Raw genomic sequence first — 25,853 nt, forward strand, 5'->3', positions numbered from 1 at the left:
CGCGCGGGGTCGTTCGTTAATTTCTCTGGGTCAGTCGGTCCACTGGGCACGCAGGTACTGCGCGGGCCAGTAGTCGAGGGTCACGCCGAGTTCGTGTGCGGCGCGCAGGGCGAAGTGCGGATCGCGCAGCATCTCGCGTCCGAAGAGCACGGCGTCAGCCTGACCGGATGCCACGATCTCCTCCGCGTGCGCAGCTTCGGTGATGAGCCCGACCGCTGCCGTGGCCACCCCTGCCGTGCTCTTGACGTGGTCGGCAAAGCTGACCTGATACCCAGGGCCGATGGGAATGGTGACGCCCGAGACGTTTCCTCCGGTCGAGATGTCGCTCAGGTCCGCCCCCGCGTCCCGCGCCCAGCCGGCAACGATCGCCGTCTGGTCCTGGTCCCAGCCGCCCTCTGCCCAGTCGGTCGCCGAGAACCGCACCACGAGGGGTACCGTCTCACCGATCGCCGTGCGGATCTCGCGCACGATGCGCAGCAGCAGACGCGCCCGGTTTTCCAGGCTGCCGCCGTACTCGTCCTCGCGCTGATTGCTCAGCGGGGACAGGAACTGGTGGAGCAGGTACCCGTGCGCGGCGTGAAGCTCGATCAGGTCGAAACCCGCCTGCACGGACCGGATCGCCGACTGCACGAAGTTGGCGACAACCCCGTCGATTCCGGCGGTGTCGAGCGCGGTCGGCGCCGCGTAGCTGCCGAACGCGACAGCCGACGGACCGACCGTCGGCCAGCCGCCCTCGGACTCGGGCACGGTGCCGTGCTGGTCTCCGCCGAGGGCGGGATACGTGGACGCTTTGCGCCCCGCGTGTGCGAGCTGGATTCCCGCGACCGCGCCCTGTGCGTGCATGAAGTCAACGATCCGGGCCCACGCGTCGAGCTGCTCGCCGTTCCACAGTCCCACGTCGTTGGGGGAGATGCGTCCCTCGGGACTCACGGCGGTGGCCTCGACGATGATGAGCCCGGCGCCGCCGGTGGCGAACGATCCGAGATGCACAAAATGCCAGTCCGTGGGGATCCCGTCGCGCTTCGTCACCGAGTACTGGCACATGGGGGCCACCCAGATGCGGTTGCGAATGGTGGTTTCGCGCAGGGTGATGGGATCAAAAAGTGACGGCATAGTGCTTAGGCGACCTCTCGCTCGGCGAGGTTTGTCAGGAAATCCCTGAGACCCGCGACACCAACGAAGTGATGCGTCGTTACCCCGAGGGCAGCGGCGGCATCTGTGTTGATGCTCTTGTTGTCTACAAACACCATGTCGGTGAGGTCGATTCCCAATTCGTCCGCGACCTCCGCGTAGATCGCCGGGTCGGGCTTGATCGCGTCCATCTCTGCACTGACGAAGATGCGCTCGAAGTATCGCCCCATGGGGGAGTACCGAAACGGGCCGGCGAAGTCGAAGCCCGCGTTGGACAGCAGGGCAAGGCGGGTACCGCCGCGGTACATCTCATCGATGAGATCGATCGTGCCGGGCTCGACGCTGATCCAGCCGCGGAAGTCGCATGCCCACAACATCTGCACCGTGGACGCCGACCACTCAACGCCGATCTCTGCAGCAATGAGTGCCCAGTAGTCGTGTACGGACAGCGTTCCCTGGTCGAGACCGTCGCGGTGGGCCCAGTAACTCGCCCAGAATTCTGCGTCGGCAGCGGGATCGATTCCGGCGAGTGCGAGCAACTCCGCGCGGTCCCGCTCTGTCGGTGAAATCGAAATCACCTCGCCGTAGTCGAAGACAACAACTCGGGACGGGATACGCAGGGTCATGGTCTCCAAACTATCGTGAGCTACATGAGCGAATTTCTTTCGTGGACACCGGATGACGCGGCCGCCCACATCTCTGTGCCCGGCGATTCCGACGACAAGTACACGCGCGGCGTGCTTGGTGTGATCACCGGCAGTGCGCAGTACCCCGGAGCCGCTGTGCTGGGTGTGGAAGCGGCGCTGCGCACGGGCGTGGGAATGGTGCGGTACATCGGACCGCGTCGCCCCACCGATCTCGTACTGCAGCGCCGACCGGAAGCTGTGGCCTCGATGGGACGTGTGCAGGCGTGGCTCATCGGCTCCGGGATGGACGCCGCCACCCGCAACCGAAAGACCCGGGAGTACATGGCGGAAGCCATGTCGCAGGGTGTTCCCGTGGTACTGGATGGGGGAGCGTTCGACCTCCACGACTCTGCGACGGGCCCCGTGGTGATCACGCCGCACTTCCGCGAACTGGCGCGCGTCATCGGCCGGGACGTCGACACGATTGCCGCCGACCCGGCCGAGGCCGCAGTGCGGGCCGCCGAGACGCTGGGCGTCACCGTGCTCCTGAAGGGCAGCACCACCTACGTCGCGTCCCCGGAGGGAACCCGCCTGTCGGTGACGTCGGCAACCCCGTGGCTGGCGACGGCGGGCGCGGGAGACGCGCTCGGCGGCATTCTCGGGGCACTTGTCGCCACCCACGCGGCCGGAATCACCGACGACCCGGCGCTTCTGGCGAGACTGGCCGCCACGGCCGCGGTGATCCACGGGTTGTCCGCACGCCGGGCGTCCGCCGAGGGGCCGTTGACGATCCTGGATCTGGCCGCGGAGGTACCGTCCACGATCGCCGCCCTGCTGCGTCTGCGCTAGAGGTCGTCCGGCTTGCGGTTACGCTTGACCCCATGACGGAAACCGCGCCACAGCAGGCGCGGCTGCGCACGTTCTTCTCCACCATCTCCCACAGCCACCTCATCCTGTGGGCGGTCTTCGTCCTCGTCCACCTGTGGCTCGGCTACATCAACCTGTACAACTCGAGCCAGCCCATGGGCGACGTGTCCAACGTCTACCTGGGCTGGATGCAGCAGGGCGTGTACGCGAACTACTGGGTGGGTATCGACGCTCCGTGGGTGTACCCGATCGTCGCGATCGTTCCCATGTTTGCCTCGGCGGCCTTCGGGTTCGCCCTCTACAGCAGCACCTGGCTCAGCATGGTGATGGTGCTCGACGCCGTCGCCCTCGCGTTCCTGACGGGCTGGGGACGCGGACGCACCACGGTCGCCCTCGGCTGGTGGTGGACGGCGTTCCTGCTGTTTCTTGGTCCCGTCGCCGTCGGCCGGATCGACTCCATCACCATCCCGCTGGCGATCGTTGGTGTGATGCTGCTCGCCAGCCGGCCGCGCGTTGCCGCGCTCCTGTTCACCCTCGGTGCCTGGATCAAGATCTGGCCCGTCGCGATTCTTGCGGCCATCGTCATCTCGTCGAAGGTGCGGGGTCGGGTCATCGTCATGGCGGTATCGACGAGCCTGGCAATCATCGGGTTGGCCCTCGCCTTCGGCAGTGGCCTGCACGTCTTCAGCTTTATTACCGAGCAGACGGGTCGTGGCCTCCAGGTCGAGGCGCCCGTCAGCACCATTTGGATGTGGGAGGCTCTCGCCAAGGTTCCGGGCGCTTCCGTCTACTGGAGTCAGGAGATCCTGACTTTCCAGGTCTCGGGTCCCGGAGCGGACCTTGCCGCCAAGCTCATGAATCCGCTTCTGGTGATCGCGGTGATCGGCGTCGCGGCTCTCGGTCTGCTCGGGGTTCGCCGCCAGGCGCCGGTCTCCGAAATGCTGCCGCCCCTCGCGCTGGCTTTCGTCTCAGCCCTGATCGCGTTCAACAAGGTCGGATCTCCGCAATACCTGACGTGGCTGGTTGTGCCCGTGCTGCTAGGACTCGCGACCAACGCCGCCGGTCACGGTCGCCCGTTCCGCGCTCCCGCGATCATGGTGCTCGTGCTCGCCCTGCTCACGCAGGCGTTCTATCCCTACGCGTACTCGCACGTGCTCAACACGGAACCCCTCGCCCTTATCGTCCTGAGCTCGCGCAACATCCTCCTGTTCGTTGTCTTCGGCTGGGCTGTCCATTCGTTGTGGCGACTCACCCGCGTTGGTGTTCGCCACGAACGCCTGGATGAACCGACCAGCTGGCTCCCGTCGGTGTGGCCGCTTGCTCCGGTCGGCGCGTCCACCACCGCTCACACTGTCGCTCACACCGACACGCACGACCTCCACACCCCACCCAAGGAGTAATCATGCTTGTAGCCTTCTCCGTCGCGCCCAGCGGCGCCGCCCCCGAGACATCCGGTCCCGCCGACTCCGTGCACCTCGCCGTTGCCGAAGCCGTCCGCATCGTGCGCGAATCCGGGCTTCCGAACCACACCGACGCGATGTTCACCACCATCGAGGGCGACTGGGACGAGGTGTTCGCCGTCGTCAAGGCGGCCACCGACGCGGTTGGCAAGTTCGGAACCCGGGTTTCTCTCGTGCTGAAGGCGGACATCCGCCCCGGCCACACAGGCGAGATCACCGGCAAGGTCGAACGCGTAGAGCGTGTACTCGCGGCGCCAGAATCTTTCCCCCGCGACTAGCCACGCATTGATTTCGCCTCCGGGCGATCTACAGTAGAAGCACCCGGCGCGCGTTCAGCCGCCCGTCCCGCACTGCTCATCGGTGAGCTGTCCCCTTCCGCCCCATCACACGAATGGCTCACCCCAGCACATGACAACGCTCTCGCCCGCCCGCATCCGCATGGCGCTTCTCGCCCTCGCCCTCGGCGGATTCGCCATCGGATCGACCGAGTTCGTTGCCATGGGACTTCTTCCGAATCTCGCGAGCGACCTGCTCCCGGACCTCTATGCCACGTCCCACGCGGACGCCAACGCGCAGGCGGGTCTGCTGATCTCCGCCTACGCCCTCGGTGTCGTCGTCGGTGCCCCCACGATCGCGGCGCTGTCGGCGCGATTCCCCCGCAAGCAGCTGCTGCTCGCGCTGCTCATCGCGTTTACCCTCGGCACCGTGGCATCCGCTCTCCTCCCGACCTTTGGATGGGTCGTTGCCGCGCGTTTCATCGCGGGACTTCCTCACGGCGCGTATTTCGGTATTGCGGCGCTGGTCGCCGCTGAACTGATGGGCCCGGGCAAGCGCGGACAGGGCATCGCCATCGTGCTGTCGGGGCTCACCATCGCCAACGTCATCGGTGTGCCGTCGATCACGTTCCTTGGCCAGGTTGCGGGATGGCGCGTTGCCTACCTTGTCGTCGCGGCACTGTTTGCCGCCACCTTTGTCGCCGTCGCGTTCCTCGTGCCGTTCCAGGCGGGCAACCCCGAGGCGACCATGCGCCGGGAACTGCGGGCGTTCGGACGCATCCAGGTGTGGTTGGCCCTCGCGACAGGTGCCATTGGGTTCGGCGGGTTCTTCGCCGTCTACTCCTATGTCGCGCCGGTCGTCACCTCGGTGACGCACCTCGACGCGTCGTTCGTTCCGGTCGCCCTTGTGTGCATCGGGCTCGGAATGACGCTGGGCAACCTCGTCGGCGGACGCGTAGCCGACTGGAAGCTCATGCCCGGCCTGTTCATCTTCTTCGGCATCTTCGCGGTGTCGCTGCTCGGGCTGGCGCTCACCGCCCAGACCGTGCCGGGACTGCTGGTGTTCCTGTTCCTCGTCGGCGGTTCGGCCTCCGCGCTCTCGCCGGTGATCCAGACTCGTCTGATGGAGGTCGCCGGTGACAGCCAGACGCTGGCGGCCGCCGTCAACCACGCGTCACTCAACCTGGGCAACAGCCTCGGCGCGTACCTCGGAGGCGTCGTCATCGCCGCCGGACTCGGTTACCTGGCGCCGACCTGGGTCGGTCTCGCGCTCTGCGTGCCCGGGGTGCTGCTGGTTGTCGTCAGCATCCTCGTCGCGGCACGCCAGCGCAGCCGATCAGGCGGGAGCGGAGGACTCGGTCTGCAGAAGGATGCCGTCCTGGATGGCGCGCTTTCGTAGCGCAACCTTCGTTCCGACGTCGATTCCCGCGACACGGTACTTCTCGCGGATTCGCTTGAGGTAGCTCTTGGCGGTCTCCTCGGAGATGCCGAGCTGGAACGCGACGGCCTTGACCGGTTCGCCTCCGCCATACAGGGCCATGACCCGACGCTCCTGTGCGCTGAGCTTGGGTGCTCCGCCAACCTCGCCGGAGTTCAGCGCGAGATCGAGCTCGGCGGAGATGAAGGACTCACCGACGGCCGCGGCACGAATGGCCTCCGCGATCATGTCGGCTTCCTCGCTCTTGACGAGGTATCCGAGGGCGCCGGCGGCGAGGGCCTCGCGCACGACGTTGGGCTCGGAGTAGGTGCTCATCAGAACCACCTTGACGCCCGTGGTCTTGAGCGTCGAGATCTTCAGCGATACCGGGATGTTGTCTTTGAGATCGAGGTCGAGCAGCACAACGTCGACGGGGAACTCTGGGTGCGTCAGCAGTTCCGGCCAGGTCGTGACCGCGGCAACCATGTTGATGTCGGTCGCTGCGTTGCGGATCCACTCGGTCAAGGCACCCAACAGCATCCTGTGGTCGTCCACGAGAGCCAAACGGATCGGGTCACTTGATGTCACTGTCGAACCTCATCATCTTTTCGGTCGAACGTCGGTTCGATGTCGTCTAGAACGGTGCGGGTCGGTCGTCGGCGGTGGGCCGCCAGGCGATCAACGAGGGGTTACTGCTTGGCCGGATTGTCGACGAGACACTCGATGTCGACCCTCAGGCTGGAGTTCTCCGTGGAATCACTGTATCGGCCCACTTTCCTTATCGAATCCCAAGCTGCGGGATCGACGCGGTTTCGCGGAATTTCAGTAGTGGTGATCACGATCGGTACCACGATCTTATTTGCTGAAAGCCGTTCAGCACTTGCCGCGACCGGTCCGACCGAGATCTGCACGGTTCGGGTCGCGCTGGGCTTGGCGGTATCGCTCACGAGAAGCCACGCCGCGGAGAGCAATCCGTCCCGCTGGGCGGGGTCGAGCAGGCCGGCAAGGTTGCCCCGGTCGGTCAGGGTCACGGCCTTCCCGAGAATCTCTGACTCGGTCACGGCGTGGAACAACCAGGTCTCGCGACGGCCCTCGATCAGGTGCAGGCGCAGCTCTGTCGCCAGGGATGCCGCGACCGAGGCGATCTTCGGCGCGAGGGGGAGCGCGGTGGTTCCCGTCGCCACCGAGTTCAGCAGCTCTTCGGCCGCGAGGTCGAGGCGGGCGAGTTCCTCCGAGGCAAGCATTCCCACCGCAAAGCGGGGAGCGGACACGGTGCTTTGCACGAGCACCCTGTCCAACTCGAGCTGCACCATCCGGCGGAAGCCGCCGACGATGTAGACACCGATGGCAGGGGGAAGAACGGCGATGGCCACGGCGCCCACCTGCACGGGGACGGTGTCCGCCGTCAGTGGCGTGGTCAGGACGATGGCGGCGATAAAGGCGGCGGCCAGTACTCCCGTGGCCAAGAGCACCTCACGCGCGGGCCTGAACGTCACGACGAACAACAGTCCGAACCCGGCGATCATCGAGCTGGTGGCGTGCGCGCCGATGTTGTCGAGGGACCAGATCGCCGCGAAGTCGAAGGCCACGACCGCTGCGAGGAGGGCGAGGTACACGGGGAACAGCCAGGCGGGTACCCGGTCGCCGAGGACGGAGAGGGACACGGATGTCGCGACAAACGTCACGATGAACAACGCCCAGGCCACGATCGCCGGAAGTACGGACGGGTAGTCATCCCAGCGGGCGGCGAACAGGACGAGCCCGTACAGGGCACCGGCCCCGCTGATGATGGCCGAACCGATACCGAGGTATCCGGTACCGAGGGTGGCCCCGCGCTGGCTCGCCTGGGTGAGTGCCTTGGCGACGCCCGTGGTGCCGGTGGCGCCCCGCGACCGCGCACGCGCTCCCACACTGACGCCGAGGGTGTTTTCATCGGGTGGGGAGTAGGACGTGGTCACTTGGGAACCTCCAGAACGACAGTGGTGCCGGCTCCGGGACTGGAGAAGAGACGGGCGTTGCCGCCGACCTCACGGAGACGGCCGACCACGGATTCCTTGAACCCGAGTTTGTCTTCGTCGATGCCGGCCAGGTTGAAGCCGACGCCGGCGTCCGTCACCATGGCGCGCACGGTGGTGGCGTCATCCGTGATCGTCACGTGGGCCTCGGTCACGCCAGAGTGCCGTCGTACGTTTTCGAGGCACTCGGCAAGCGACAGCAGGAACGCATCCAGCACGTCGCTCGGCAACAGAACCTGTCCCGTGCCGTGCCAGCTCACCTCCAGGCCCATCCGGCCGAAGCGCTGCTTGACGGACTCGAGGGTGGTGCCCAGCACGGTCTCCTCGACCGGTTCGAGGTTGTAGGTGCCCGAGGACTGGGGTGTCGGGGTCGCCCCCAGCCGCAGTTGTCGCAGGAGGCGCGCGTCATCCGCTGCCTGCTGCTGGAGGGCTGCCGGGGCGACCCCCACGCCGGAGTGGGCGAAGAGCGTCAGCGTGGCCAGCACCGTGTCGTGCAGAAGTCGCGCGGACTGGCGGCGCTGGGCCTCCGTCTCGCTAGCCTGACGTTCCGCACGGTGCGCCTTACCGATGCTGTAGATCCGTCGTGCCGCCCGGGGCACGCTGGCGGTCAGCCAGTAACTGAGGAAGCAGGCGATGGCCCACCCGAGCAGGACGGCCGTGGCGACGGCGGAAATCGTTCCCGGGTCCGCTCCCACCCGCTGGACGATGAGGGTGCCGGAGGCAGCACCGAAGCCGAGCAGGGCAAGGCGTACGACGCTGCTGGTGAGGACGAAGGCAAAGCTCGCAAGCCCGGCCCCGGCCAGGGGGGCGAGGGCCGCCGCGAGGGAGGGGGAGGGCGTGTCATAGGCAAATCGGGCCACGACGAGGACGACGGAGCCGGAGGCGATGCCGACCACTGGCCACCACAGGGAGGCGGTGCGGCCGACCATGATGTGGCTTCCGATCAGCACGATCACGAAGGGCAGGCATAGCAGGTAGGAGGTGAGGGGCAGCACTCCGGGCACGCTGATGCTGAGAAGGCCCGCGGCTGTTCCGCACAGACCGAGAAGCCGGGCAGCGCGTTGCAGAAGGCGATCGCGCTCTTTGGCGATGAGATCCATGGTGATCATATGGTGCCAGATTGCCACCCCTAGTGGGGGTGACGCTCCGCTCGATCCCGCGCGATCTGCGGGGTAGGGTCGATTTGTCCAGAGGGGCGTACTGAACTTTCAGTGCCGTCACAGTTACGAAAATCGGGTTTTGTGTCCTAGCACTGGACCTGGATATCGCATCTCGCCCGAATTGAGATGCCCTGTCCGATTCGTCAGGAATCGGACTTGACCGGGGGGTCGGCTCGGGGTCGCAGGAGTACCTGTGGCCCCGGCTCCCGTTCCCGTTTTACTCGGGACTGAGCCAGCCCTCACGAATCCCGTGCCGCCGCAGCAGAATGCGCGTGCCCACGTCGATTCCAATGTCGCGATACTTGCGCCGGGCGCGCTTGATGTACGACTTGACGGTTTCCTCGGTCGTTGTCATGTCGACAGCGACCTCCTTGATCGAGCGGCCGCCCGCGTACAGCACCAGCGCGCGGAGTTCCTGCTTGCCGAGTCCCGGGTCGGGTGCGGCCGTAAACTCCGTCAGCGCCGCAGTGAGCGCGGGGGACAGGTACCGCTGGTGAGCGGCGGCAGACCGGATTGCCACGAGCAGTTCCGACACCGACTCCGTCTTGGCCACAAACCCCAGAGCACCGGCCTGGAGGGCTGCGGTAATGGATGATGTGTCGGCGTGCCGGCTGATGACGACGGCGGCGGTGCCGATCGCGGCGAGAGAGCGGACCTTGGTGCCGACCGGAATTCCGTCTTCGAGACGAAGGTCGAGAACCACGACGTCCACGGGGAATTGGGCATGATTCAGAAGGGCACCCCACGTGGTTTCGCTTGCAACCACATCGATGCCCGTCTCTGGGCTATGCAATCCCGCGACCAGTCCGTCCAAAACCAGACGGTGATCGTCGACAAGTGCAACGCGAATAACCGGTACTGGTTCTTCGCGGGTGTTCGGTGGAGCCATGTATTTCCCCCTGTGAGCAATACTAGCGAATGGTGCTGGTAGTGCCGGGGTGGTTGTTACGGTTCGAAAAGTCGTCTAATCTCAGCCCCGACTAGGGCTTCTTCGATAAGAAAACCATCGTGCCCGTACTCGGATGAGATGACAACGGCCTCGCCGTTGTCGATGCTACCCGGCAGGTTCGCCGCGATGATCTGCTGGTGCTCCACGGGGAACAGCCGATCGCTGTCGATGCCCAGAACGAGCGCCCGGGCGGTGGCCCGTCCCAGTGCGGGGATGACGCCGCCCCGGTCGCGACCGATGTCGTGGGAGTTCATCGCATCCATCAGCGTCACGTAGCTGTTGGCGTCGAAGCGCCGCGAGAACTTGTTCCCGTGGAAGTCGAGGTAGCTCTCCACGGCGTATCGTCCCCCTCCGCCCAGCGGAGTCACGCTGCTCTGCCAGCTGCGTTCGAACCTGTCATTGAGTTCGGTGGGGGATCGGTAGCTCAGGAGGGCCATGCGCCGCGCGAGTGCGAGCCCGCGGTGGGGCCCCTCGCCGTCCGGGGCGTCGTAGTAGTCGCCGTCCGCAAAGCGCGGGTCCATTCGGATCGCCTCCGTCTGCACGGAGCCAAGGGCAATCTGGTCGGAGTTGCTCAGTTCGGGCGCCGCGAGGACGCCGACGCGCTCGACGCGCTCGGGATAGCCCACGGCCCACTCAAGCGCCTGCATGCCACCCATGGACCCACCGATGACACCTGCCCAGCGATGAATTCCGAGGGTGTCAGACAACTGCGCCTGTGCGGCGACCTGGTCGCGAATGGTGATGAAGGGGAATCGTGCTCCCCACTCCGCGCCGTCCGGCGCATACGACGACGGTCCCGTGCTGCCCTGGCACCCACCCAGCATGTTGGGCGCGACTACGAACCACTCGTTCGTATCGATCGCCAGTCCGGGTCCGACGATCCCGCCCCACCATCCGGCGGTCGGCTGGCCCGGTCCCGCCTCCCCGGTGAGGTGGCTGTCGCCGGTGAGGGCGTGCAGGACGAGCACGGCATTGCTGGCATCGGCGTTGAGTGTTCCGTGCGTCTCGTACGCAATGCGCACCGACGGGATCACGTCACCCCGCTCCAGCGTCAGCGCTCCGATGGACGCGAACACGCGATCCGCGACGGGGTCGCCGACGCGCCACGCGCCCGTGGCGGCCGGCTTGCCCAGAAGCGACCGTGCGTTCGCCTCGGTGATGAATGCGGATGGAACGGTGTCCTCGGGTGTCTGCCAATCCATGGTCTGCCCAGTATCGACGAACGAGCGATTGGACGGCGCTTTATTACGCCGTTCGTCGCACTCCGGATGCCTCCCTCGCGGCTGCGAGCCCCGCGGTCAGGTCCGCAAGAATGTCGTCGATGTTCTCGATGCCGACGGACAGGCGCACGAGTCCCGGCGTCACACCACTGGTGAGTTGCTGGTCGGGCGTCAATTGCGAGTGCGTGGTCGAGGCGGGGTGGATGATCAGACTCCGCACATCGCCGATGTTGGCGACATGGCTGAACAGCGTGACACTGTCGACCAGGGCTCGACCGGCGTCGACTCCGCCCTTCAGCTCGAACGACAGGACACCACCGACACCCTTCGGCGCGTACCGGTTGGCTGCGGAGTACCAGGGGCTCGAGGGGAGTCCGGAGTAGTTGACCGACGCGATGTCGTCATGATTCTCGAGGAACTCGGCAACCGCCTGCGCGTTGGCGACGTGCCGTTCCACGCGAAGGCTGAGCGTCTCGATGCCCTGGATGAGTTGCCACGCACTGGCGGGGGAGATCGCAGACCCGATGTCGCGCAACAACTGCACGCGCGCCTTGATGACGTAGGCGATGGCGTCGCCAAGGACCGTGGTGTAGCTGGCGCCGTGATAGCTCGGGTCGGGTTCCGTCAGCCCGGGGAACTTCTCGACGTTCTCACTCCACGCGAACCTGCCGCCGTCGACGATGACGCCCGCGATGACGGTGCCGTGGCCTCCGAGGTACTTCGTTGCCGAGTGCACGACGATGTCGGCGCCGTGCTCGAAGGGACGGATGAGGTAAGGGGTCGCGATCGTGTTGTCAACGATCAGGGGGATGCCATGGGCATGGGCGACATCGGAAACGAGCGCGATATCGAGGATGTTGATCTTCGGATTTCCGATGGTCTCCGCGAACAGCAGTTTGGTGGTGGGGCGGATGGCTCGTGCCCACTCATCCGCGTCGTCCTGATCCTCGACGAACGTGGTCTCGATGCCGAGCTTTGCGAGGGTGTACTTGAACAGGTTGTAGGTGCCGCCGTAGATGGACGCGGAAGACACGATGTGGTCGCCAGCCTGGGCGATGTTGAGCACGGCCAGCGTCGTCGCTGACTGCCCCGACGACACCACGAGTGCGGCCGATCCGCCTTCCAGCGCGGCAATGCGCTGTTCGGCGACGTCCTGGGTGGGGTTCTGGATGCGCGTGTAGATGTTGCCGAATTCGGCGAGTGCGAACAGGTTCTGGGCGTGCTCGGAGCTGTTGAACACGTAGGACGTGGTCTGGTAAATCGGTGTTGCTCGTGCATTGGTCGCGGTGTCGGGTGCCGCGCCGGAGTGGATCTGCTTGGTCTCGAACTTCCAGTCACTCATGAGTTCTCCAAAGAACGGTGGTGAGCGGACGACTGCCCACTCGAGAAGCGACTATAGGAACCTCTCCGGGGCCCGGCAATGGGTGCCGACACACAAGGTAATCGGGCGACTTTCGGCGTCAAATCGGGAGTTGACGCGCGGGACTACTCGTGCGAGAGTAGTCCGATGTCATCCATCCGTCTGTTCATTTTGGGCACGCTCGACGAGCGCGGTCCGATGCACGGGCACCAGCTCCGCCTGCTGGCGGAGGAGGAGCACGTGCACCTGTGGACCGATATCACGGTGGGAGCCGTGTACGGGGCGATCAAGCGCCTCGCCACGGAGGGTCTCATCGAGAGTGTTCGCACCGAGCGTGAGGGCAGTTATCCCGAGCGTCACGTGTATGGAATCACCGGAGAGGGTCGTACGGCACTGTCGGTGCTCCGGTTCAGCGGGCTGCGGGAGATCGTCGTGAAACCCGATCCGTTCGACCTCGCCATGACCCGGCTCGACCCCGATCTGCTCGACCGTCTGCCGGCAACCATCACCGCACGGATCACCGGCCTCCGCTCGATGCTCGTTGAGTCGGAGAACCAGAATGCCGATGCTGACCCTTATCTGACCATCTCGGAGCGATTCGTCATGAAGCACAAGGCGAGCCGGCTGCGCGCCGAGATCGCCTGGCACGAAGAGCTCCTCGCCGAACTTCCCCACATCATTGCCGACGAGTCGGCCCGAAAGGAACCTTCCTAATGTCTGAAACTCTCGCGGCGCCTACCGGCGCCCCGGCGATACCCCGCCGTGCCTGGCAGGCGCTCATTGTGCTGCTCGCCGGGATGTTCATCGCGCTCCTCGACACCACCATCGTCAACGTTGCGCTTCCCAGCATTCGCCAGAGTCTCGACGCGTCGGAGGCGACGCTGTCGTGGATCATCTCCGGTTACGCGCTGGCCTTCGGCCTCGCCCTGATCCCGGCTGGCCGCCTCGGCGACCGCATCGGGCACAAGTGGGTGTTCTTCACCGGGCTCGCCCTGTTCACGGCCGCAAGCCTCGCCTGCGGTCTTGCCCAGAACGACCTCCAGCTCATCATCGCGCGGGTGGTGCAGGGCCTCGCCGGTGGAATCTTCGTGCCGGCGGTGACGGCGTTCATTCAGTTGCTCTTCCCCGCGCAGTCCCGCGGCAAGGCATTCGCCATCATGGGGGCGACCATCGGTGTCTCCTCTGCGCTCGGCCCCATCGTCGGTGGCCTCATCATTCAGGCATTCGGTGAGACCGACGGATGGCGTCTCGTGTTCGGCGTCAACCTGCCGATCGGCATCATCGCGCTGATCGCCGCCGCCCTGCTGCTGCCGAACGGGGACGACGTCAAGGGCGCAAAGGACACCAGGTCCGGCATCGACCTCTTTGGGCTGCTGTTGCTGTCCGCCGGACTCGTCGCGCTGCTCGTTCCCCTCATCGAGGGCGAAGATCAGGGATGGCCGCTGTGGACGTACCTCACCCTCGTCGCGGGCGCCGTTCTGATCGTGCTGTTCGCCCTGTGGGAGATCTCGTACACCAAGCGGGGCAAGAGCCCACTCGTGCCGCCGCACCTGTTCAGCCACCCCGCCTTCACCGGTGGAACGATCCTCGCCCTCGTCTACTTCGCCGCCTTCACCAGCATCTTCTTCACAATCTCGATCCTCTGGCAGACGGGACTCGGCCACACGGCGCTCGAGTCCGGTCTGGTGTCGATTCCGTTCGCGATCGGCTCGATCGTGGGGTCGTCGCAGAGCAACCGCCTGGCGGAGAAGCTCGGCCGCGGGGTGCTGCTGATCGGTGTTGTGCTGTTGACCGCCGGCCTCGTTGCCGTGTTCCTCATCTTCCTGAACGTGCCCGCCGCGGACCTCACCAACTGGGCGCTGCTGCTGCCGCTGCTGGTTGCGGGCCTCGGTAACGGCCTGTTCATCGCTCCGAACGCGCAGTTCATCGTCGCGACCGTCGACCGCTCCGAGGCGGGCGGCGCCAGCGGCGTGATCGGCGTCATGCAGCGCATCGGCAGCGCCGTCGGCATCGCTGTCGTCGGAAGCGTGTTGTTCGGCCAGCTCGCTGCTGCCTCGATCCGCAGTGCAGCCGACGTGCCGCAGGCATTCGTCGACGCGTCGACCTGGGCCATCGGACTGAGCTCCGCGCTGAGCATCGTGGCGGTCCTCCTCGTGTTCGCCCTGCCGAAGCGGGTCAAGAACGGGCACTAGCTGAACTCGGACGACCGCACCCGGTCGCACCCACCAATCGCGCCGTGATCCTTCCGGATCACGGCGCGATTGTCGTATCGCCGCTGGGCCGGGACAGCGCGCAACGCGTGCTGTCGGGAGCCCCGTCGCAGTCCGATACGGTTGCTTCCATGGTGAACAAGCGCGTAGTAGTGACCGGAGCGAGCTCAGGAATCGGAGCGGCGACCGTGCGGCTATTCCGCGAACGCGGATGGGACGTCGTGGGAGTCGCCCGCCGCGAAGAGAAGCTGGCCGCGCTCGCCGAGGAAACCGGGTGCAGCTACTTCGTCGCCGACCTCACCAGCGCCGACGACGTCACCGCACTGGCGGAACACCTGACGGCTACCGGACCCCTGCACGCCCTCGTCAACAACGCGGGCGGCGCCGTCGGGCTCGCCTCGGTCGAGGACGGCAATCCCGACGACTGGCGCTGGATGTTTGAGATCAACGTCATCGCCGTGCAGCGCGTGACCAGCGCCCTCCTTCCCCTGCTGCGCGCGAGCTCGCTCGACGCCGGCAGCGCCGACATTCTCACCGTCACCTCCACCGCGGGCCACATCGCCTACGAAGGCGGAGGCGGATACAACGCCGCGAAGTTCGCCGCACGGGCGCTCGTCGCGGTGCTTCGTCTGGAGCTCTCCGGCGAACCGATCCGCGTGATCGAGATCGCTCCCGGAATGGTCAAGACCGAAGAGTTCTCGCTGGTGCGCTTCGGGGGCGACCAGGCCAAGGCCGACGCGGTGTACGCCGGCGTGGAACATCCGCTTCTTGCCTCCGACATCGCGGAGACGATCGTGCACTCGATCGAGCTGCCCGCGCACGTGAACCTCGACCTCGTCACCATCAAGCCGGTGGCGCAGGCGGCCGCCCACAAGGTCGCGCGCGGAGTGCTCACACCGAAGCTGTAACAATCGGGGTGTAATTGCCCGATACCGTTGTCTCCATGGGAAGCGCAGCTGACACGACGGCCAATACCGAGAACTCCGAGGAAATCGAGAAGGAGGTGCTCGGCTGGCTCGAGTTTGGTGAAGCCGCCCGACATCTCGCCCGCGATGTAGCCCAGAGCGACTTCGATCCGGAGGTGGTCATCGCGATCGCCCGGGGCGGGCTCCTGCTCGCCGGCGCGATCGCGTACGCCCTCGACGTGAAGAGCTGTGGCGCGCTGAACGTGGAGTTCTACTCCGGCGTCAACGAGCGGCTCCCCGCGCCCATCATGCTGCCGCCGATGCTCGATGAGCCCTCGCTCTCGGGCAAGCGCGTGCTGCTGGTCGACGACGTGTCCGACTCCGGCCGCACCCTCGCGATGGTCGTGCAGTTGCTGCGCGCCGCGGGTGCCGATGTGCGCAGCGTCTGCCTGTACTCCAAGCCCGGAACGGCGCAGGAGCCCGACTTCACCTGGCGCCGTACCTCGCGCTGGATCGCGTTCCCCTGGTCCTCCCTTCCCCCGGTGACCGCAGAAGTATGAGCATCCATCTCGCCGGTGGCGGCTGGTCCGTCCCGCTTTTTCAGAACTTCGTCACGGAAACCCAGTCACGGGCCGCGGGCGCTGCCCGGGTCATCCCGCGCATTGGCGTTCTGTTACTTGCGGATGACCCGGCCGCGGGTCTCGACAAGAGTGCGCAGTTCTCGGCCATGCTCACCGGCATCGCCGCCTGTGACCCGATCATCACCGTCATCACCGATGGCGCGGAGGCCACGTCATCGCTGCTCTCGGACATCGATGGCCTGCTCATCGGCGGGGGAGTGACGCCCGACTATCTCGAGGCGGTCATCCCGATCGTCGAGGAGATTCGTCTGCTGGTCGGCGATGGCCTTCCCTACCTCGGGTTCTCTGCCGGTGCGGCGATCGCGGCCGATGAGTCCATCGTCGGTGGTTGGAAGATCGGCGACGTGCCCGTGGGATCCGAGGAGATTGGCGAGGGCCTCGAGGAGGTCACCGTGGTCGCCGGTCTCGGGCTCGTCGACCTCGCCGTCGACGTGCACGCGGCCCAGTGGGGCACGCTCGCCCGCCTGATCGCGGCCACCGAGGCGGGACTCGTTGCCGGCGGCGTCGCGATCGACGAGGACACCGTGCTGATCGTGGGCGAGGGCGACCTCCGGGTCGAGGGCATCGGCAGCGTGTGGCGGGTCACCCCGCACGATGACGGCATTCTCGTGAGCACGCTCGGCGCGTAGGACGACACCCTCCGATGGACCGGCACCCGCTGTCAGACCTCGTTGACCCCGGATGGGCGCGCGCCCTCGAGCCTGTCGCGCCAACGGTTGCCGCTCTCGGGGATTTTCTGCGCGAAGAGGTAGCTGCGGGCCACGGATACCTTCCCGCGGGGGCGAACGTGCTGCGCGCGTTCACGTATCCGCTCGAGGAGGTGCGGGTGCTGATCGTGGGTCAGGACCCCTACCCGACCCCGGGCCATCCCATCGGCCTGTCCTTCGCCGTCGACCCGGCCGTGCGACCGCTGCCCCGCAGCCTGCAGAACATCTACACCGAGCTGCGCGACGACCTCGGCGTGCCCACCCCTCCACACGGTGACCTGACCGCGTGGTCGTCTCACGGCGTGATGCTGCTCAACCGCGTGCTGACGGTGCGCCCGGGGGTCGCGGGATCGCACCGTGGCCGCGGCTGGGAGTCGGTGACCGAGCTGGCGATCCGCACCCTCGTGGCACGCGAGCAGCCGCTTGTCGCCATCCTGTGGGGCAGGGACGCCGCCTCGCTGCAGCCGATGCTCGGCAGCACCCCGACCATCGTGTCGGCACACCCCAGCCCGTTATCGGCCCGCCGGGGCTTCTTCGGCTCGCGGCCGTTCAGCCGCGCGAACGAGTTGCTCACTGCCCAGGGCGCAGCGCCCGTGGACTGGTCGCTCGCCGGGTAATCTAGGGCTGACATCGAAGGCCACGAGGAAGGCGCAGCAGTGCTCGAAGAGGAATACCAGCCGCGTCGCGTTCTGCCACCGCACCTGAAGCCGGCTCCCGTGCCCGAGGCCCCCTTCGCGTTCTCGATCCGTCAGGCAACCGAGGCCGACCTGCCGCACGTGCGGGAGATCTACAACCACTACGTGCGCAACTCGACGGTCACCTTCGACGAGAAGGCCATGACGCTCGCCGAGCTGAAGAAGAAGTTCGGCAAGGTGGTGAAACTGGGCTTCCCGTTCATCGTTGCCGAGAGTCCCAGCGGCCAGATCCTCGGCTACGCCTATGTGTATCCGTGGAAGGACAAGGCCGCCTACCGCTTCACCGTCGAGAACTCGATCTATCTGGGACCGGCGTCCACGGGCAAGGGTCTCGGCAAGGAGCTCATGCAGGAGCTCATGACCCGCTCGAAGGCCGCCGGCATCAAGGAAATCATCGCCGTAATCGCGGACAAGGGTGCCGAGGCATCCATTCAGATGCACAAGAACTTCGGCTTCAAAGACATCGGACACATGGGTCGCGTCGGCTTCAAGTTTGGCCGCTGGCTGGGCACCGTTCTCATGCAGAAGTCCCTCAAGTAGCGGCGAACGTTGTCCGGGGCGTGATTCAGGCGCGCAGGATGTCCCGGAGCGATGCTTCGATGGACTCCTGGGTCGACGGCTCTCCGGTCCACAGCATGCGCAACAGGAGTCCGTCGATGGCCAGGGCGATCACTCGGGCGGCCCGGGGATCGCTCACCCGCTGATTCACCGCGTCCTCGAGGGTGCGGTACCAGAGGTCGGCGGCGGGACGCAGGCTGTCCCTCCGCATGGCGAGAAACAGCAGCTCGTACTGGGCGATGGCGGCCGCCCGGTTGCCGTGCGTGACGTCGAACAGCAGGCGGGCGACCCCCGGGATGTCCCAGGCGCCGAGCCCCGCGATCAGCGCCACCTGTTGCTGCGTCGCCAGCGTCAACGCGCTCACGAGCAGGTCGTCGAGGTTCGCGAAGTAGTAGGTGGCGGCGGCAAGGGGCACCCCGGCTTCGGCCGCGACGGCACGATGGGTGACCCCGGTCGGACCCTCGCGCTCGAGCACGCGCACGACGGCCTCGAGCAGCGCCGTGCGGCGAACCTCCCCCTTCCGGGTGATCGCCATTAGTGCTTCCCCCCGAGTTCCAGCAGCGCGACGCCCGCGGCCACGAGAACCATGCCGCCGATTTGCACCCAGGTGAGCGTCTCGTGAAACACGATCCAGCTGATCAGCGCCACCGCGACCACTCCGATACCGGCCCAGACTCCGTAGGCGATGCCGAGCGGCACGCCCCGGGAGAGGCTCTGCGCGAGCATCGCGAAGGCGAACACGTATCCGATGCCGACGATGACATACGCCCACCAGTACGACTTGTCGCCACTCGTGAACTTCAGGAACGTCGTCGCAATGACTTCGCCGACGATCGCGAGCGCGAGAAAGAGGTAGCCCATGGTGATACTCCAGCTTTGTGGTACATCTGTACCAGACGAATGGTACAAACGTACCAGACTTTGACGGGGCTGGCCAGGTTCGTCCGCCCGCCGTAGCGTTGCGCCATGAGCGCCAGCCAACTCCGCCTCGTAGTGGAAACAGACGACTTTGACGCTGCCGTGCGGTTCTACCGTGATGTGCTCGGGCTGCACGAGACCGCGTCGTACGCTGGTGACGGGGGAGCCCGCGTCGCTATCCTCGCGGTGCCGTCGGCAACGCTGGAGATCGCCAATCCCGCCCAGGTCCGCATGATCGACGAGGTGGAAGTTGGCGAGCCCGTCAGCCGCCGGTCGACGATGAGCGTGCGGGTCGCGTTCGAAGTGGATGACGCGACCGCCGTCACCCGCGAGCTCGTGCGCGCCGGGGCATCCATTCTCGCGTCGCCAACCCGCACGCCGTGGAGCTCGCTCAATTCGCGGTTGGAGGCGCCGGGTGGCCTGCAGCTGACCGTTTTCCAGGAGCTGGGAACCATCGCGGGGGAGCCGGAACTCGACCTCTGACTTGCCTCTGACGTACCTCGGGACTGCGGCCCAGCCTCCAGCCGGTATCGTTTTGGGATGCCCGATACGCCCCCGCCCCTGCCCGACAGGCACACCGTGCTGCGCTCCTTTGCCGGTGTTGTGCACGCGCACCCGGACGCCGTCTTCGAGTCGATATCGCTCCGGTTGTCGCCGAGCCCGGACAAGCGTTACTTCTTCTCCACCGACCCGGAAGAGCGGCTCGTAATCGCCCAGGGCGGATGGTGGTACCGCGGCGAGTGGCGCGTCCTCGAGAACGACGAGGGCGGTTCGCGCGTCGAATACGAGCTGTTCAATGTGGCGAAGGTGCTCCACTGGGCGGGGCCTATTGCCGGTCGCCGCGTGGTTGCAGGAGCGCCCGCATCCTTCCAGGCGCTCCTGACCGACCTCGTCGACGAACTCGAGTAGCTACGTGCGCGGTGTCGCCTTGCGCAGCACGAGCCACCCGGCCGCCGCGGCCAGGGCGGTCGGAACCAGCAGCCACGCCGCGACACCGTAGGATCCCGCGTCGACGAACCACTCTCCGACCCGCGGCCAGCTCTCCGTCAGCGTGACGAGGGCCGCGCCGCCGACCAGCAGCACCACGAGGGACGCGAAGAACGTCAGCATCCCGGACGCCTTCCAGCGCACGTAAACGGTGGCGACGGCGGCTCCGACGAAGAAGAAGAACGCCATGCCGACGAAGTGCAGGAACACCCGCTGGTACCAGGCTCCGTCCCCGAAGTAGATCGCCGAGAACATGTGCCCGCCGAGGGCCCAGCCGTTGGTCGCCTGCTCGATGTAGGAGAGCGCCGTCAGCACCACCGCCCACAGAAGCGAGAGGGTGACAAACGCGATGCAGGTGCCCAGGTAGAAGTTGCGGCGGGTCACGCCGTAGCCGGTCGCGAACGAGAACGTCAGGTTGATGGTCATGATGGCGACCACCATCATGTAGACGTAGATGTAGAAGGATGCCCCGCTGTACGAGAAGCCCTCCTGCGCGTTGGCCCGGCTCTCGGGGTCGCTGATCGAGGTGAGGATCAGCCACCAGATGGCCATGTTCACCAGCAGGATGAAGATCATGATCATGAAGGGCACCGCGAAGATGCTCCAGATGTCGACGAAGTGGAGGCGGGTGACCGCCAGCACTCTGTTCATGCGGCCCCGGCGTGACGCGGAGGTGGCGGGGGCGTAACTGATGGCGGTCATGCGCTCTGCTCGAATTCTGTCTGGGAGACATTGGTCTTGCGGATGATGAGTTGTTGGAGGGATACCGGCGCCAGCTCGAGGCCGGCGGCCGCGGCGGCAGCCCGTTCCGGGCCGGTGAGGGGGCCGACGGTGACGGAGGCGAGTCCGCCGATCCCGTCGCGGTGCAGGATCTCCCGGCGCCCGAGGAAGGCGTCGACCGCACCGCGCGGCCCGACCACGGTCGTCGCCGATCCACGGGCGTCTTCCGCCGCCTCGTCGATGATGACCCGGCCCTCGTCGATCACGAGGACATGCTCGAGGAGGTTGCTGACCTCATCGATGAGGTGGGTGGAGAGGATGACCGTCCGCGGACGTTCCGCGTAGTCCTCCAGTAACCGGTCGTAGAAGATCTGACGGGCGACGGCATCGAGCCCGAGGTAGGGCTCGTCGAAGAAGGTGAGTGGGGCACGGGACGCGAGCCCCACGATCACGCCGATCGCCGAGAGTTGCCCCCGCGAGAGCTTCTTGATGCGCCGGTTGAGGGGCAGTCGGAAGTCGGCGATCAACAGCTGCGCATACTCCTCATCCCAGTTGGGGAAGAACCATGGCGCGCTGCGGAAGACGTGGAATGGCTTGAAGTTGTCGGGGTAGCGCTGGCTCTCCTTGATGAAGCAAGTGTTGCCGAGCACCGCCGCGTTCTCCACCGGTGACTGTCCGAATACCCGGATATCGCCGGAGGTGGCGAAATCCTGGCCCGTCAGCAACTGCATGATGGTGGTCTTGCCGGCGCCATTGCGGCCGAGCAGTCCGTGGATGGTGTTTTCCTCGACCCGGAAGCTCACGTCGTCGATGGCCGTGAAGTGTCCGAATCGCTTGGTGAGGTTCGAAACCTCGACTACTGCGCTCATATGACTTGTTCCGTTCCCGTGATGCGGGCGGTCGGGGAATCGACCGCCGGGGTGTGCGAGATCATTCGGGTGAGTTCTTCTGCCGAGATGCCGAGTTTTGCGGCCTCCGCGACGAGCGGGCGCACAAATTCGTCCTGGAACTGTTCGCGCCGCTTGGCGACCAACAGGGCGCGCGACCCCGCGCGCACGAACATGCCGATTCCGCGCTTCTTGTATAAAACGTCACTCTCCACGAGAAGGTTCACTCCCTTTCCTGCCGTCGCCGGATTGATTCGGTAGAACGCCGCGAACTCGTTGGTGGACGGCACCTGCGACTCTTCGGCGAGGACGCCGTCGAGGATGTCGTTTTCGATCTGCTCGGCGATCTGGACGAAGATCGGCCGCGACTCATCCACGGTCCGCCCCCTTCGTTGGTTCATTACTCATGTAACTAACCAACCACCCTCGCGGCATGCTGTCAAGATCCATTTCTCGTAGGCTCGGACGATGTTCGAACTTCATCACCTCTCGGCGCAGGAGCAGTGGGACTGGCTGCAGCGCGGCGACATCACCCCGACCGAACTGACCGAGCACTACCTCGCGCGCATCGAGCGGCTGAACGGCGAACTCGGAGCGTTTACGACGGTGACAGCGGATGCCGCGTTGCGGCGTGCCGCGCACGTGGAGTCATCCGTGCCGAAGACCGCACCGCTGTGGGGCATTCCCCTCGGTGACAAGGACCTCAGCCGGCGGGCCGGGGTGCGCACGACCTTCGGGTCCCGCCTGTTCGAGGATTACATCCCCGACACCTCCGACGAGATCGTCGAGGTGCTCGACGCCGCCGGTGGCATCAGCCTCGGCAAGACCAACGCGCCCGAATTCGGGTTGCCGAGCTACACCGAGTCCCTCGTGGCGCCGCCCGCCCGCACACCGTGGAAGGTGGCGCTGGGCGCGGGCGGGTCCAGCGGGGGAGCGGCCGTCGCCGTGTCCGCGGGACTTCTGCCCGTGGCGCCCGGCTCGGACGGCGGCGGCTCGGTGCGCATCCCGGCGGCGGCGACCGGGCTCGTGGGGCTCAAGCCCAGCCGCGGTCTCGTTCCCTCGGGCAGCGGAATCGACAAGCTGGGCGGTCTGGTGACGACCGGACCGCTCGCGCGCACCGTCGCGGACGCCGCGATGCTGCTTGATGCGATGATCGACGGCTCCGCCTATCCCTTCGCGGTTCGTGCTCCCCGCTGGGATGGTGGGGCGCTGCTCAACGCGGCCGCCCGCGGCGAGGGACGCTTCCAGCTCGGGGTAATGACGACCTCGCCCTGGGATGACGCCTACGAGATTGTCATCGCGCCCGAGGCATCCGCGGCCCTCGACCTGGCAATCTCCGAGCTGAATGCCATCGGGCATGGCATCGAGCAGATGGCGCTCGAGCCCGACCCGACCTACTCGCCCGCGTTCCGCACCATCTGGCAGGCGGGCGCGGCGGGGATCCCCGCCGAGGGCGACACGCTCGAAATGCTGGAGCCGTTGACGCGCTGGCTCGTTGCCCGGGGACGCGAGTTGTCCGCACGCGAGCTGGCCGAGGCGCTGCTGGCGCTGACGACCTTCGAACGGTCGGTCATCCGGCAGTTCGCGAGCTACGACGCCGTGCTTACCCCCGCGCTGGCGATGACCCCGCGTCCGGTCGGCTGGTATGACGCCGAGGACCCCGAGCGCAACTTCGCCCAGCAGGTGCAGTACACGCCGTTCACCTCGTTCGCGAACGTCAGCGGGCTGCCCGCGATCACGCTGCCCGTAGCGCAGACGGCCGAGGGCCTGCCGATGGGCGTGCAGCTCATCGGTCGTCCGGGCGGCGAGCACGTGCTGTTGTCGATCGGGGCGCAGCTGGAGCGTCGCCTGAGCTGGCACCGGAGACACCCCGCGCAGTGGTGATGGCGTCCCGCGGGCGCCACACCGCCGGCTACTCCTGGGCGAGCAGAAGGTTGTCGGTGATGACGTTCAGCACGTCGACGGTGGATCCGTAGAACCAGTAGCCATCGATGAACAGGTACGCGTCGGGGATGTCTGCCGAGTCCGGGTTGGTGACGAGGATTCCCTCGGCGTTGGTCGTCTCGGTGTAGCCGTCCTTGGCGAGGTCCGCGCGCTTGGCGGCGGCGATATCGGCGCTGATCGGGGAGTAGCCGTAGTTGACCGGCTGCGAGCCACTTGGGTACGCCCACTGGCAGAGGATTCCGCCCAGGTCGGCGAACTTCGCGAGGTCATCGCCGATGGTGCGGATGCGGTCGGTGAAGTCGTCCTGCAGCACGAACCCCTCGCTCTTCTTGCTCTCGAAGACCGTGAGCGTCGCCGGCGGCAGGATCGACTTGCAGTCGTAGTCCTCCGGAACGAACTTCGCCGGGGCGTCGTCGGTGGGAGTCGGCGTGGGAGTCGAGGTCACCGTCGGCGCCGCGGCGCTCTGGGAGGTCACGGGCGTCGACGAAGCGGTCGCACATCCCGTGAGGGAGAGGAGAACGAGAAAACCTGCGGCTGTGGCAAAATGTCGGCGCGACATCGTGTCCCTTCTGAGCGGGGAGAAACGGTGTCCGTCCAGTATCGCCCGCCGGAGCGCACTCAAATACCGCTCAGCCTGCGAGTTCCTTACGAACCTGCGGTGCGACCTCGGTCGCGAACAGTTCGATCGACTTCATCACGAGGTGCTGGGGAACCCCCGACCAGTCCATCTGCAGGCCGACCCGGTCGTTGTGCAGGTGCCCGTGCGTCGCGATGATCTTGTCGGCGACCTCGTTGGGGCTTCCCGCGAAGATGGCGCCACGGCTGCCCGCGGCATCGTCGAAGGTCGAGCGCGTGGGAGTCGGAAAACCCCGCTCGGCCGAGATGCGCGCCATCGAGTCGATCCAGTACGGGAAGAAGTCGTCCTTCGCCCGCTGGCTGTCGGACCCGACGAAGCCGGGCACGGCAATGGCCGACCGCAGCGTGCCGGCATCGTGTCCGGCCTGCGTCGCCGCCCGCCGGTATAGGTCGAACAGCGGGGCAAACCGCTCCGGCATTCCGCCGATGATGGCGTAGCTGACGGGGAGTCCGAGGGCTCCGGCGCGAGCGGATGACTCGGGGTTTCCGCCCGTCGCGATCCAGATGTCGAGCTTGCCGGGCACGCGCCCGTTCTGCGATGGACGCGGCAGGATCTGGGCGTCGACGAGTGTCGGGCGGAACTTGCCGCTCCACGTCACAAACTCGCTCTCGTTGAGAGTGAGGAGCAGGTTCAGCTTCTCGGTGAAGAGCTCGTCGTAGTCGCCCAGATTCGCACCGAACAGCGGGAACGACTCCGTGAAGGATCCGCGACCCGCGAGAAGCTCCGCCCGGCCGTGGCTCAGCAGGTCGATCGTGGCGAACTGCTGGAAGACCCGCACCGGATCCTCGGTGCTGAGCACCGTCACGGCAGACCCGAGCCGGATGCGGCGGGTGACGGTGGCGGCGGCCGCCAGCACCGTCGCCGGGGCAGAGATCGCGTAGTCGGGGCGGTGGTGCTCTCCGAGGCCGAAGTAGTCGAGGCCCGAGTCATCCGCGAGCTTGATTCTCTCGATGGTGTTAGCGAGCTGCTGCTCCGGAGAGACGTTCTCGCCGGTCGCCGGATCGAGGTGAATATCGCCGAAGGAGTAGATGCCGAATTCCATACCTGTGCATACAACCGGTCGGCTGGGAGTATTCCCCGTGATCCGGATCGCCCTTCGATATTTAGGTAAGGCATGCCATACTTATTTCGATGTCAACACGCAGAAGAAGCCCCAACAGTGGCTCGGGGGCTCTGGCTACCGAGCAGCAGTCCGCGACCGCTCACCGGGTTCTTCTCGTCGCCGATGAATCCGGGATCGACGAGGTCTGTGCACTTCTGGAGGCTCTGCCCCGCAAGACCCGTGGACGCGCGTTCCTCGAGGTTGCCAGTGCCGATGACATCCGCACCGTCGACGCTCCCAGCACCATGAGTGTCTGCTGGCTCACGCGCGACAGCCGTCCCGGTCACGCCGATGGTGAGGTTCTTGACCGCGCCGTGCGCGCCTGGATCAGCGAAATGGTCGTCACCGTGGAGCACGCTCAGAACCTCTCCACCTGGATCGTGGGCGAGGCAGCATCGCTTCCCGGCCTGCGGCGCCTCATCGCCTCCGAGCAGGTCGGCTAACCTCTCCACCGTTCGCCAT

At 66.3% G+C, this 25,853-nt stretch carries 30 protein-coding genes; 15 read left to right on the top strand and 15 right to left on the bottom strand.

The window, feature by feature from the left end; genetic code table 11:
• Positions 1–30: 30 nt before the first annotated feature.
• Together HB677_RS01805 and HB677_RS01810 are read right to left on the bottom strand one after the other, a co-directional pair.
• Positions 31–1,113, bottom strand: coding sequence for an NADH:flavin oxidoreductase/NADH oxidase (locus HB677_RS01805; RefSeq protein WP_213813930.1), 1,083 nt, complete (start codon positions 1,111–1,113; stop codon positions 31–33).
• Between the two features lie 5 nt (positions 1,114–1,118).
• Positions 1,119–1,757, bottom strand: coding sequence for an HAD-IA family hydrolase (locus HB677_RS01810; RefSeq protein ID WP_213813931.1), 639 nt, complete (start codon positions 1,755–1,757; stop codon positions 1,119–1,121).
• Between the two features lie 24 nt (positions 1,758–1,781).
• Between HB677_RS01810 and HB677_RS01815 the strand changes: the two genes are divergently transcribed.
• The 4 genes from HB677_RS01815 (at position 1,782) to HB677_RS01830 (ending at position 5,758) form a co-directional block, all read left to right on the top strand.
• Entirely contained in the window at positions 1,782–2,606 is an 825-nt protein-coding gene (locus HB677_RS01815; protein WP_213813932.1) for an ADP/ATP-dependent (S)-NAD(P)H-hydrate dehydratase, read from the top strand.
• A gap of 32 nt (positions 2,607–2,638) precedes the next feature.
• Entirely contained in the window at positions 2,639–4,024 is a 1,386-nt protein-coding gene (locus HB677_RS01820) for a glycosyltransferase 87 family protein (protein WP_213813933.1), read from the top strand.
• A 2-nt stretch (positions 4,025–4,026) separates the two neighbouring features.
• Positions 4,027–4,362 carry a thiamine-binding protein gene (locus HB677_RS01825; RefSeq protein ID WP_213813934.1) on the top strand — a complete coding sequence of 112 codons (336 nt, stop codon included), beginning with the start codon at positions 4,027–4,029 and terminating at the stop codon, positions 4,360–4,362.
• A gap of 130 nt (positions 4,363–4,492) precedes the next feature.
• Positions 4,493–5,758 (top strand): MFS transporter, encoded by a 1,266-nt coding sequence (locus HB677_RS01830; protein WP_213813935.1) that lies wholly within the window; start codon positions 4,493–4,495, stop codon positions 5,756–5,758.
• Here the strand turns inward: HB677_RS01830 and HB677_RS01835 are convergent.
• The 6 genes from HB677_RS01835 to HB677_RS01860 form a co-directional block, all read right to left on the bottom strand.
• Entirely contained in the window at positions 5,696–6,364 is a 669-nt protein-coding gene (locus HB677_RS01835; RefSeq protein WP_213813936.1) for a response regulator transcription factor, read from the bottom strand. The two genes, HB677_RS01830 and HB677_RS01835, sit on opposite strands and share 63 nt — an antisense overlap.
• Before the next feature lie 101 nt (positions 6,365–6,465).
• Entirely contained in the window at positions 6,466–7,734 is a 1,269-nt protein-coding gene (locus tag HB677_RS01840; protein WP_213813937.1) for a hypothetical protein, read from the bottom strand.
• On the bottom strand, positions 7,731–8,891 hold the full coding sequence (locus HB677_RS01845; protein WP_213813938.1) for a sensor histidine kinase: 1,161 nt from the start codon (positions 8,889–8,891) through the stop codon (positions 7,731–7,733). The genes HB677_RS01840 and HB677_RS01845 overlap by 4 nt, the downstream gene beginning before the upstream one ends.
• A 277-nt stretch (positions 8,892–9,168) precedes the next feature.
• Positions 9,169–9,840, bottom strand: coding sequence for a response regulator transcription factor (locus tag HB677_RS01850; protein WP_213813939.1), 672 nt, complete (start codon positions 9,838–9,840; stop codon positions 9,169–9,171).
• A 56-nt stretch (positions 9,841–9,896) separates the two neighbouring features.
• On the bottom strand, positions 9,897–11,102 hold the full coding sequence (locus HB677_RS01855) for a homoserine O-acetyltransferase (protein ID WP_213813940.1): 1,206 nt from the start codon (positions 11,100–11,102) through the stop codon (positions 9,897–9,899).
• A 43-nt stretch (positions 11,103–11,145) separates the two neighbouring features.
• Positions 11,146–12,462 (bottom strand): bifunctional o-acetylhomoserine/o-acetylserine sulfhydrylase, encoded by a 1,317-nt coding sequence (locus tag HB677_RS01860; RefSeq protein WP_213813941.1) that lies wholly within the window; start codon positions 12,460–12,462, stop codon positions 11,146–11,148.
• A 165-nt stretch (positions 12,463–12,627) separates the two neighbouring features.
• Here HB677_RS01860 and HB677_RS01865 point away from each other — a divergent pair, with 165 nt between their 5' ends.
• The 7 genes from HB677_RS01865 to HB677_RS01895 all read left to right on the top strand — a co-directional run bounded on the left by HB677_RS01865 (position 12,628) and on the right by HB677_RS01895 (position 18,178).
• Complete coding sequence (locus HB677_RS01865; RefSeq protein WP_213813942.1) at positions 12,628–13,194, top strand: PadR family transcriptional regulator; 567 nt, start codon at positions 12,628–12,630, stop codon at positions 13,192–13,194.
• On the top strand, positions 13,194–14,672 hold the full coding sequence (locus HB677_RS01870; RefSeq protein ID WP_213813943.1) for an MFS transporter: 1,479 nt from the start codon (positions 13,194–13,196) through the stop codon (positions 14,670–14,672). Before HB677_RS01865 ends, HB677_RS01870 begins: the two co-directional genes overlap by 1 nt.
• A 149-nt stretch (positions 14,673–14,821) precedes the next feature.
• On the top strand, positions 14,822–15,598 hold the full coding sequence (locus HB677_RS01875; RefSeq protein ID WP_213814146.1) for an SDR family oxidoreductase: 777 nt from the start codon (positions 14,822–14,824) through the stop codon (positions 15,596–15,598).
• A gap of 35 nt (positions 15,599–15,633) precedes the next feature.
• Entirely contained in the window at positions 15,634–16,155 is a 522-nt protein-coding gene (locus HB677_RS01880) for a phosphoribosyltransferase (protein WP_213813944.1), read from the top strand.
• Positions 16,152–16,865, top strand: a complete 714-nt coding sequence (locus tag HB677_RS01885) for a Type 1 glutamine amidotransferase-like domain-containing protein (protein WP_213813945.1) — start codon at positions 16,152–16,154, stop codon at positions 16,863–16,865. Before HB677_RS01880 ends, HB677_RS01885 begins: the two co-directional genes overlap by 4 nt.
• Before the next feature lie 14 nt (positions 16,866–16,879).
• Positions 16,880–17,560, top strand: coding sequence for a uracil-DNA glycosylase (locus tag HB677_RS01890; protein ID WP_213813946.1), 681 nt, complete (start codon positions 16,880–16,882; stop codon positions 17,558–17,560).
• A 39-nt stretch (positions 17,561–17,599) separates the two neighbouring features.
• On the top strand, positions 17,600–18,178 hold the full coding sequence (locus HB677_RS01895) for a GNAT family N-acetyltransferase (RefSeq protein ID WP_213813947.1): 579 nt from the start codon (positions 17,600–17,602) through the stop codon (positions 18,176–18,178).
• A 25-nt stretch (positions 18,179–18,203) separates the two neighbouring features.
• Here the strand turns inward: HB677_RS01895 and HB677_RS01900 are convergent, their stop codons facing one another.
• Both HB677_RS01900 and HB677_RS01905 read right to left on the bottom strand, forming a co-directional pair.
• A complete protein-coding gene (locus tag HB677_RS01900; RefSeq protein WP_213813948.1) occupies positions 18,204–18,731 on the bottom strand; it encodes a TetR/AcrR family transcriptional regulator in 528 nt (175 codons plus the stop codon).
• Entirely contained in the window at positions 18,731–19,057 is a 327-nt protein-coding gene (locus HB677_RS01905) for a multidrug efflux SMR transporter (RefSeq protein WP_213813949.1), read from the bottom strand. Before HB677_RS01905 ends, HB677_RS01900 begins: the two co-directional genes overlap by 1 nt.
• A gap of 105 nt (positions 19,058–19,162) precedes the next feature.
• On the opposite strand from HB677_RS01905, the gene HB677_RS01910 reads away from it, so the two are divergent.
• Together HB677_RS01910 and HB677_RS01915 are read left to right on the top strand one after the other, a co-directional pair.
• Positions 19,163–19,597, top strand: coding sequence for a glyoxalase/bleomycin resistance/extradiol dioxygenase family protein (locus HB677_RS01910; protein ID WP_213813950.1), 435 nt, complete (start codon positions 19,163–19,165; stop codon positions 19,595–19,597).
• A 57-nt stretch (positions 19,598–19,654) separates the two neighbouring features.
• Entirely contained in the window at positions 19,655–20,023 is a 369-nt protein-coding gene (locus tag HB677_RS01915; protein WP_213813951.1) for a hypothetical protein, read from the top strand.
• On the opposite strand, the gene HB677_RS01920 is transcribed toward HB677_RS01915, so the two are convergent.
• The 3 genes from HB677_RS01920 to HB677_RS01930 are packed head-to-tail and all read right to left on the bottom strand — an operon-like array spanning position 20,024 to position 22,085.
• Positions 20,024–20,803 (bottom strand): hypothetical protein, encoded by a 780-nt coding sequence (locus HB677_RS01920; protein ID WP_213813952.1) that lies wholly within the window; start codon positions 20,801–20,803, stop codon positions 20,024–20,026.
• A complete protein-coding gene (locus HB677_RS01925; RefSeq protein ID WP_213813953.1) occupies positions 20,800–21,690 on the bottom strand; it encodes an ABC transporter ATP-binding protein in 891 nt (296 codons plus the stop codon). Before HB677_RS01925 ends, HB677_RS01920 begins: the two co-directional genes overlap by 4 nt.
• On the bottom strand, positions 21,687–22,085 hold the full coding sequence (locus HB677_RS01930) for a GntR family transcriptional regulator (protein WP_307852439.1): 399 nt from the start codon (positions 22,083–22,085) through the stop codon (positions 21,687–21,689). The genes HB677_RS01925 and HB677_RS01930 overlap by 4 nt, the downstream gene beginning before the upstream one ends.
• Before the next feature lie 91 nt (positions 22,086–22,176).
• Here HB677_RS01930 and HB677_RS01935 point away from each other — a divergent pair, with 91 nt between their 5' ends.
• Positions 22,177–23,592, top strand: coding sequence for an amidase (locus HB677_RS01935; protein WP_213813955.1), 1,416 nt, complete (start codon positions 22,177–22,179; stop codon positions 23,590–23,592).
• Between the two features lie 28 nt (positions 23,593–23,620).
• On the opposite strand, the gene HB677_RS01940 is transcribed toward HB677_RS01935, so the two are convergent.
• Positions 23,621–24,127, bottom strand: coding sequence for a hypothetical protein (locus HB677_RS01940; protein WP_213813956.1), 507 nt, complete (start codon positions 24,125–24,127; stop codon positions 23,621–23,623).
• A gap of 154 nt (positions 24,128–24,281) precedes the next feature.
• Entirely contained in the window at positions 24,282–25,331 is a 1,050-nt protein-coding gene (locus HB677_RS01945; RefSeq protein WP_213813957.1) for an LLM class flavin-dependent oxidoreductase, read from the bottom strand.
• An 89-nt stretch (positions 25,332–25,420) separates the two neighbouring features.
• Between HB677_RS01945 and HB677_RS01950 the strand changes: the two genes are divergently transcribed.
• Positions 25,421–25,834 carry a siderophore-interacting protein gene (locus HB677_RS01950; RefSeq protein ID WP_213813958.1) on the top strand — a complete coding sequence of 138 codons (414 nt, stop codon included), beginning with the start codon at positions 25,421–25,423 and terminating at the stop codon, positions 25,832–25,834.
• Positions 25,835–25,853: the final 19 nt, after the last annotated feature.

The organism is Glaciihabitans sp. dw_435, assembly GCF_018449675.1.
GTDB lineage: Bacteria > Actinomycetota > Actinomycetes > Actinomycetales > Microbacteriaceae > Glaciihabitans.

What these genes read in the sequence shown, in the direction of transcription:
- HB677_RS01805 (WP_213813930.1), bottom strand. Translation starts at nt 1,113, where the DNA reads ATGCCGTCACTTTTTGATCCCATCACCCTGCGCGAAACCACCATTCGC.
- HB677_RS01810 (WP_213813931.1), bottom strand. Translation starts at nt 1,757, where the DNA reads ATGACCCTGCGTATCCCGTCCCGAGTTGTTGTCTTCGACTACGGCGAG.
- HB677_RS01815 (WP_213813932.1), top strand. Translation starts at nt 1,782, where the DNA reads ATGAGCGAATTTCTTTCGTGGACACCGGATGACGCGGCCGCCCACATC.
- HB677_RS01820 (WP_213813933.1), top strand. Translation starts at nt 2,639, where the DNA reads ATGACGGAAACCGCGCCACAGCAGGCGCGGCTGCGCACGTTCTTCTCC.
- HB677_RS01825 (WP_213813934.1), top strand. Translation starts at nt 4,027, where the DNA reads ATGCTTGTAGCCTTCTCCGTCGCGCCCAGCGGCGCCGCCCCCGAGACA.
- HB677_RS01830 (WP_213813935.1), top strand. Translation starts at nt 4,493, where the DNA reads ATGACAACGCTCTCGCCCGCCCGCATCCGCATGGCGCTTCTCGCCCTC.
- HB677_RS01845 (WP_213813938.1), bottom strand. Translation starts at nt 8,891, where the DNA reads ATGGATCTCATCGCCAAAGAGCGCGATCGCCTTCTGCAACGCGCTGCC.
- HB677_RS01850 (WP_213813939.1), bottom strand. Translation starts at nt 9,840, where the DNA reads ATGGCTCCACCGAACACCCGCGAAGAACCAGTACCGGTTATTCGCGTT.
- HB677_RS01855 (WP_213813940.1), bottom strand. Translation starts at nt 11,102, where the DNA reads ATGGATTGGCAGACACCCGAGGACACCGTTCCATCCGCATTCATCACC.
- HB677_RS01860 (WP_213813941.1), bottom strand. Translation starts at nt 12,462, where the DNA reads ATGAGTGACTGGAAGTTCGAGACCAAGCAGATCCACTCCGGCGCGGCA.
- HB677_RS01865 (WP_213813942.1), top strand. Translation starts at nt 12,628, where the DNA reads ATGTCATCCATCCGTCTGTTCATTTTGGGCACGCTCGACGAGCGCGGT.
- HB677_RS01870 (WP_213813943.1), top strand. Translation starts at nt 13,194, where the DNA reads ATGTCTGAAACTCTCGCGGCGCCTACCGGCGCCCCGGCGATACCCCGC.
- HB677_RS01875 (WP_213814146.1), top strand. Translation starts at nt 14,822, where the DNA reads ATGGTGAACAAGCGCGTAGTAGTGACCGGAGCGAGCTCAGGAATCGGA.
- HB677_RS01880 (WP_213813944.1), top strand. Translation starts at nt 15,634, where the DNA reads ATGGGAAGCGCAGCTGACACGACGGCCAATACCGAGAACTCCGAGGAA.
- HB677_RS01885 (WP_213813945.1), top strand. Translation starts at nt 16,152, where the DNA reads ATGAGCATCCATCTCGCCGGTGGCGGCTGGTCCGTCCCGCTTTTTCAG.
- HB677_RS01890 (WP_213813946.1), top strand. Translation starts at nt 16,880, where the DNA reads ATGGACCGGCACCCGCTGTCAGACCTCGTTGACCCCGGATGGGCGCGC.
- HB677_RS01900 (WP_213813948.1), bottom strand. Translation starts at nt 18,731, where the DNA reads ATGGCGATCACCCGGAAGGGGGAGGTTCGCCGCACGGCGCTGCTCGAG.
- HB677_RS01905 (WP_213813949.1), bottom strand. Translation starts at nt 19,057, where the DNA reads ATGGGCTACCTCTTTCTCGCGCTCGCGATCGTCGGCGAAGTCATTGCG.
- HB677_RS01910 (WP_213813950.1), top strand. Translation starts at nt 19,163, where the DNA reads ATGAGCGCCAGCCAACTCCGCCTCGTAGTGGAAACAGACGACTTTGAC.
- HB677_RS01915 (WP_213813951.1), top strand. Translation starts at nt 19,655, where the DNA reads ATGCCCGATACGCCCCCGCCCCTGCCCGACAGGCACACCGTGCTGCGC.
- HB677_RS01920 (WP_213813952.1), bottom strand. Translation starts at nt 20,803, where the DNA reads ATGACCGCCATCAGTTACGCCCCCGCCACCTCCGCGTCACGCCGGGGC.
- HB677_RS01925 (WP_213813953.1), bottom strand. Translation starts at nt 21,690, where the DNA reads ATGAGCGCAGTAGTCGAGGTTTCGAACCTCACCAAGCGATTCGGACAC.
- HB677_RS01935 (WP_213813955.1), top strand. Translation starts at nt 22,177, where the DNA reads ATGTTCGAACTTCATCACCTCTCGGCGCAGGAGCAGTGGGACTGGCTG.
- HB677_RS01945 (WP_213813957.1), bottom strand. Translation starts at nt 25,331, where the DNA reads ATGGAATTCGGCATCTACTCCTTCGGCGATATTCACCTCGATCCGGCG.
- HB677_RS01950 (WP_213813958.1), top strand. Translation starts at nt 25,421, where the DNA reads ATGTCAACACGCAGAAGAAGCCCCAACAGTGGCTCGGGGGCTCTGGCT.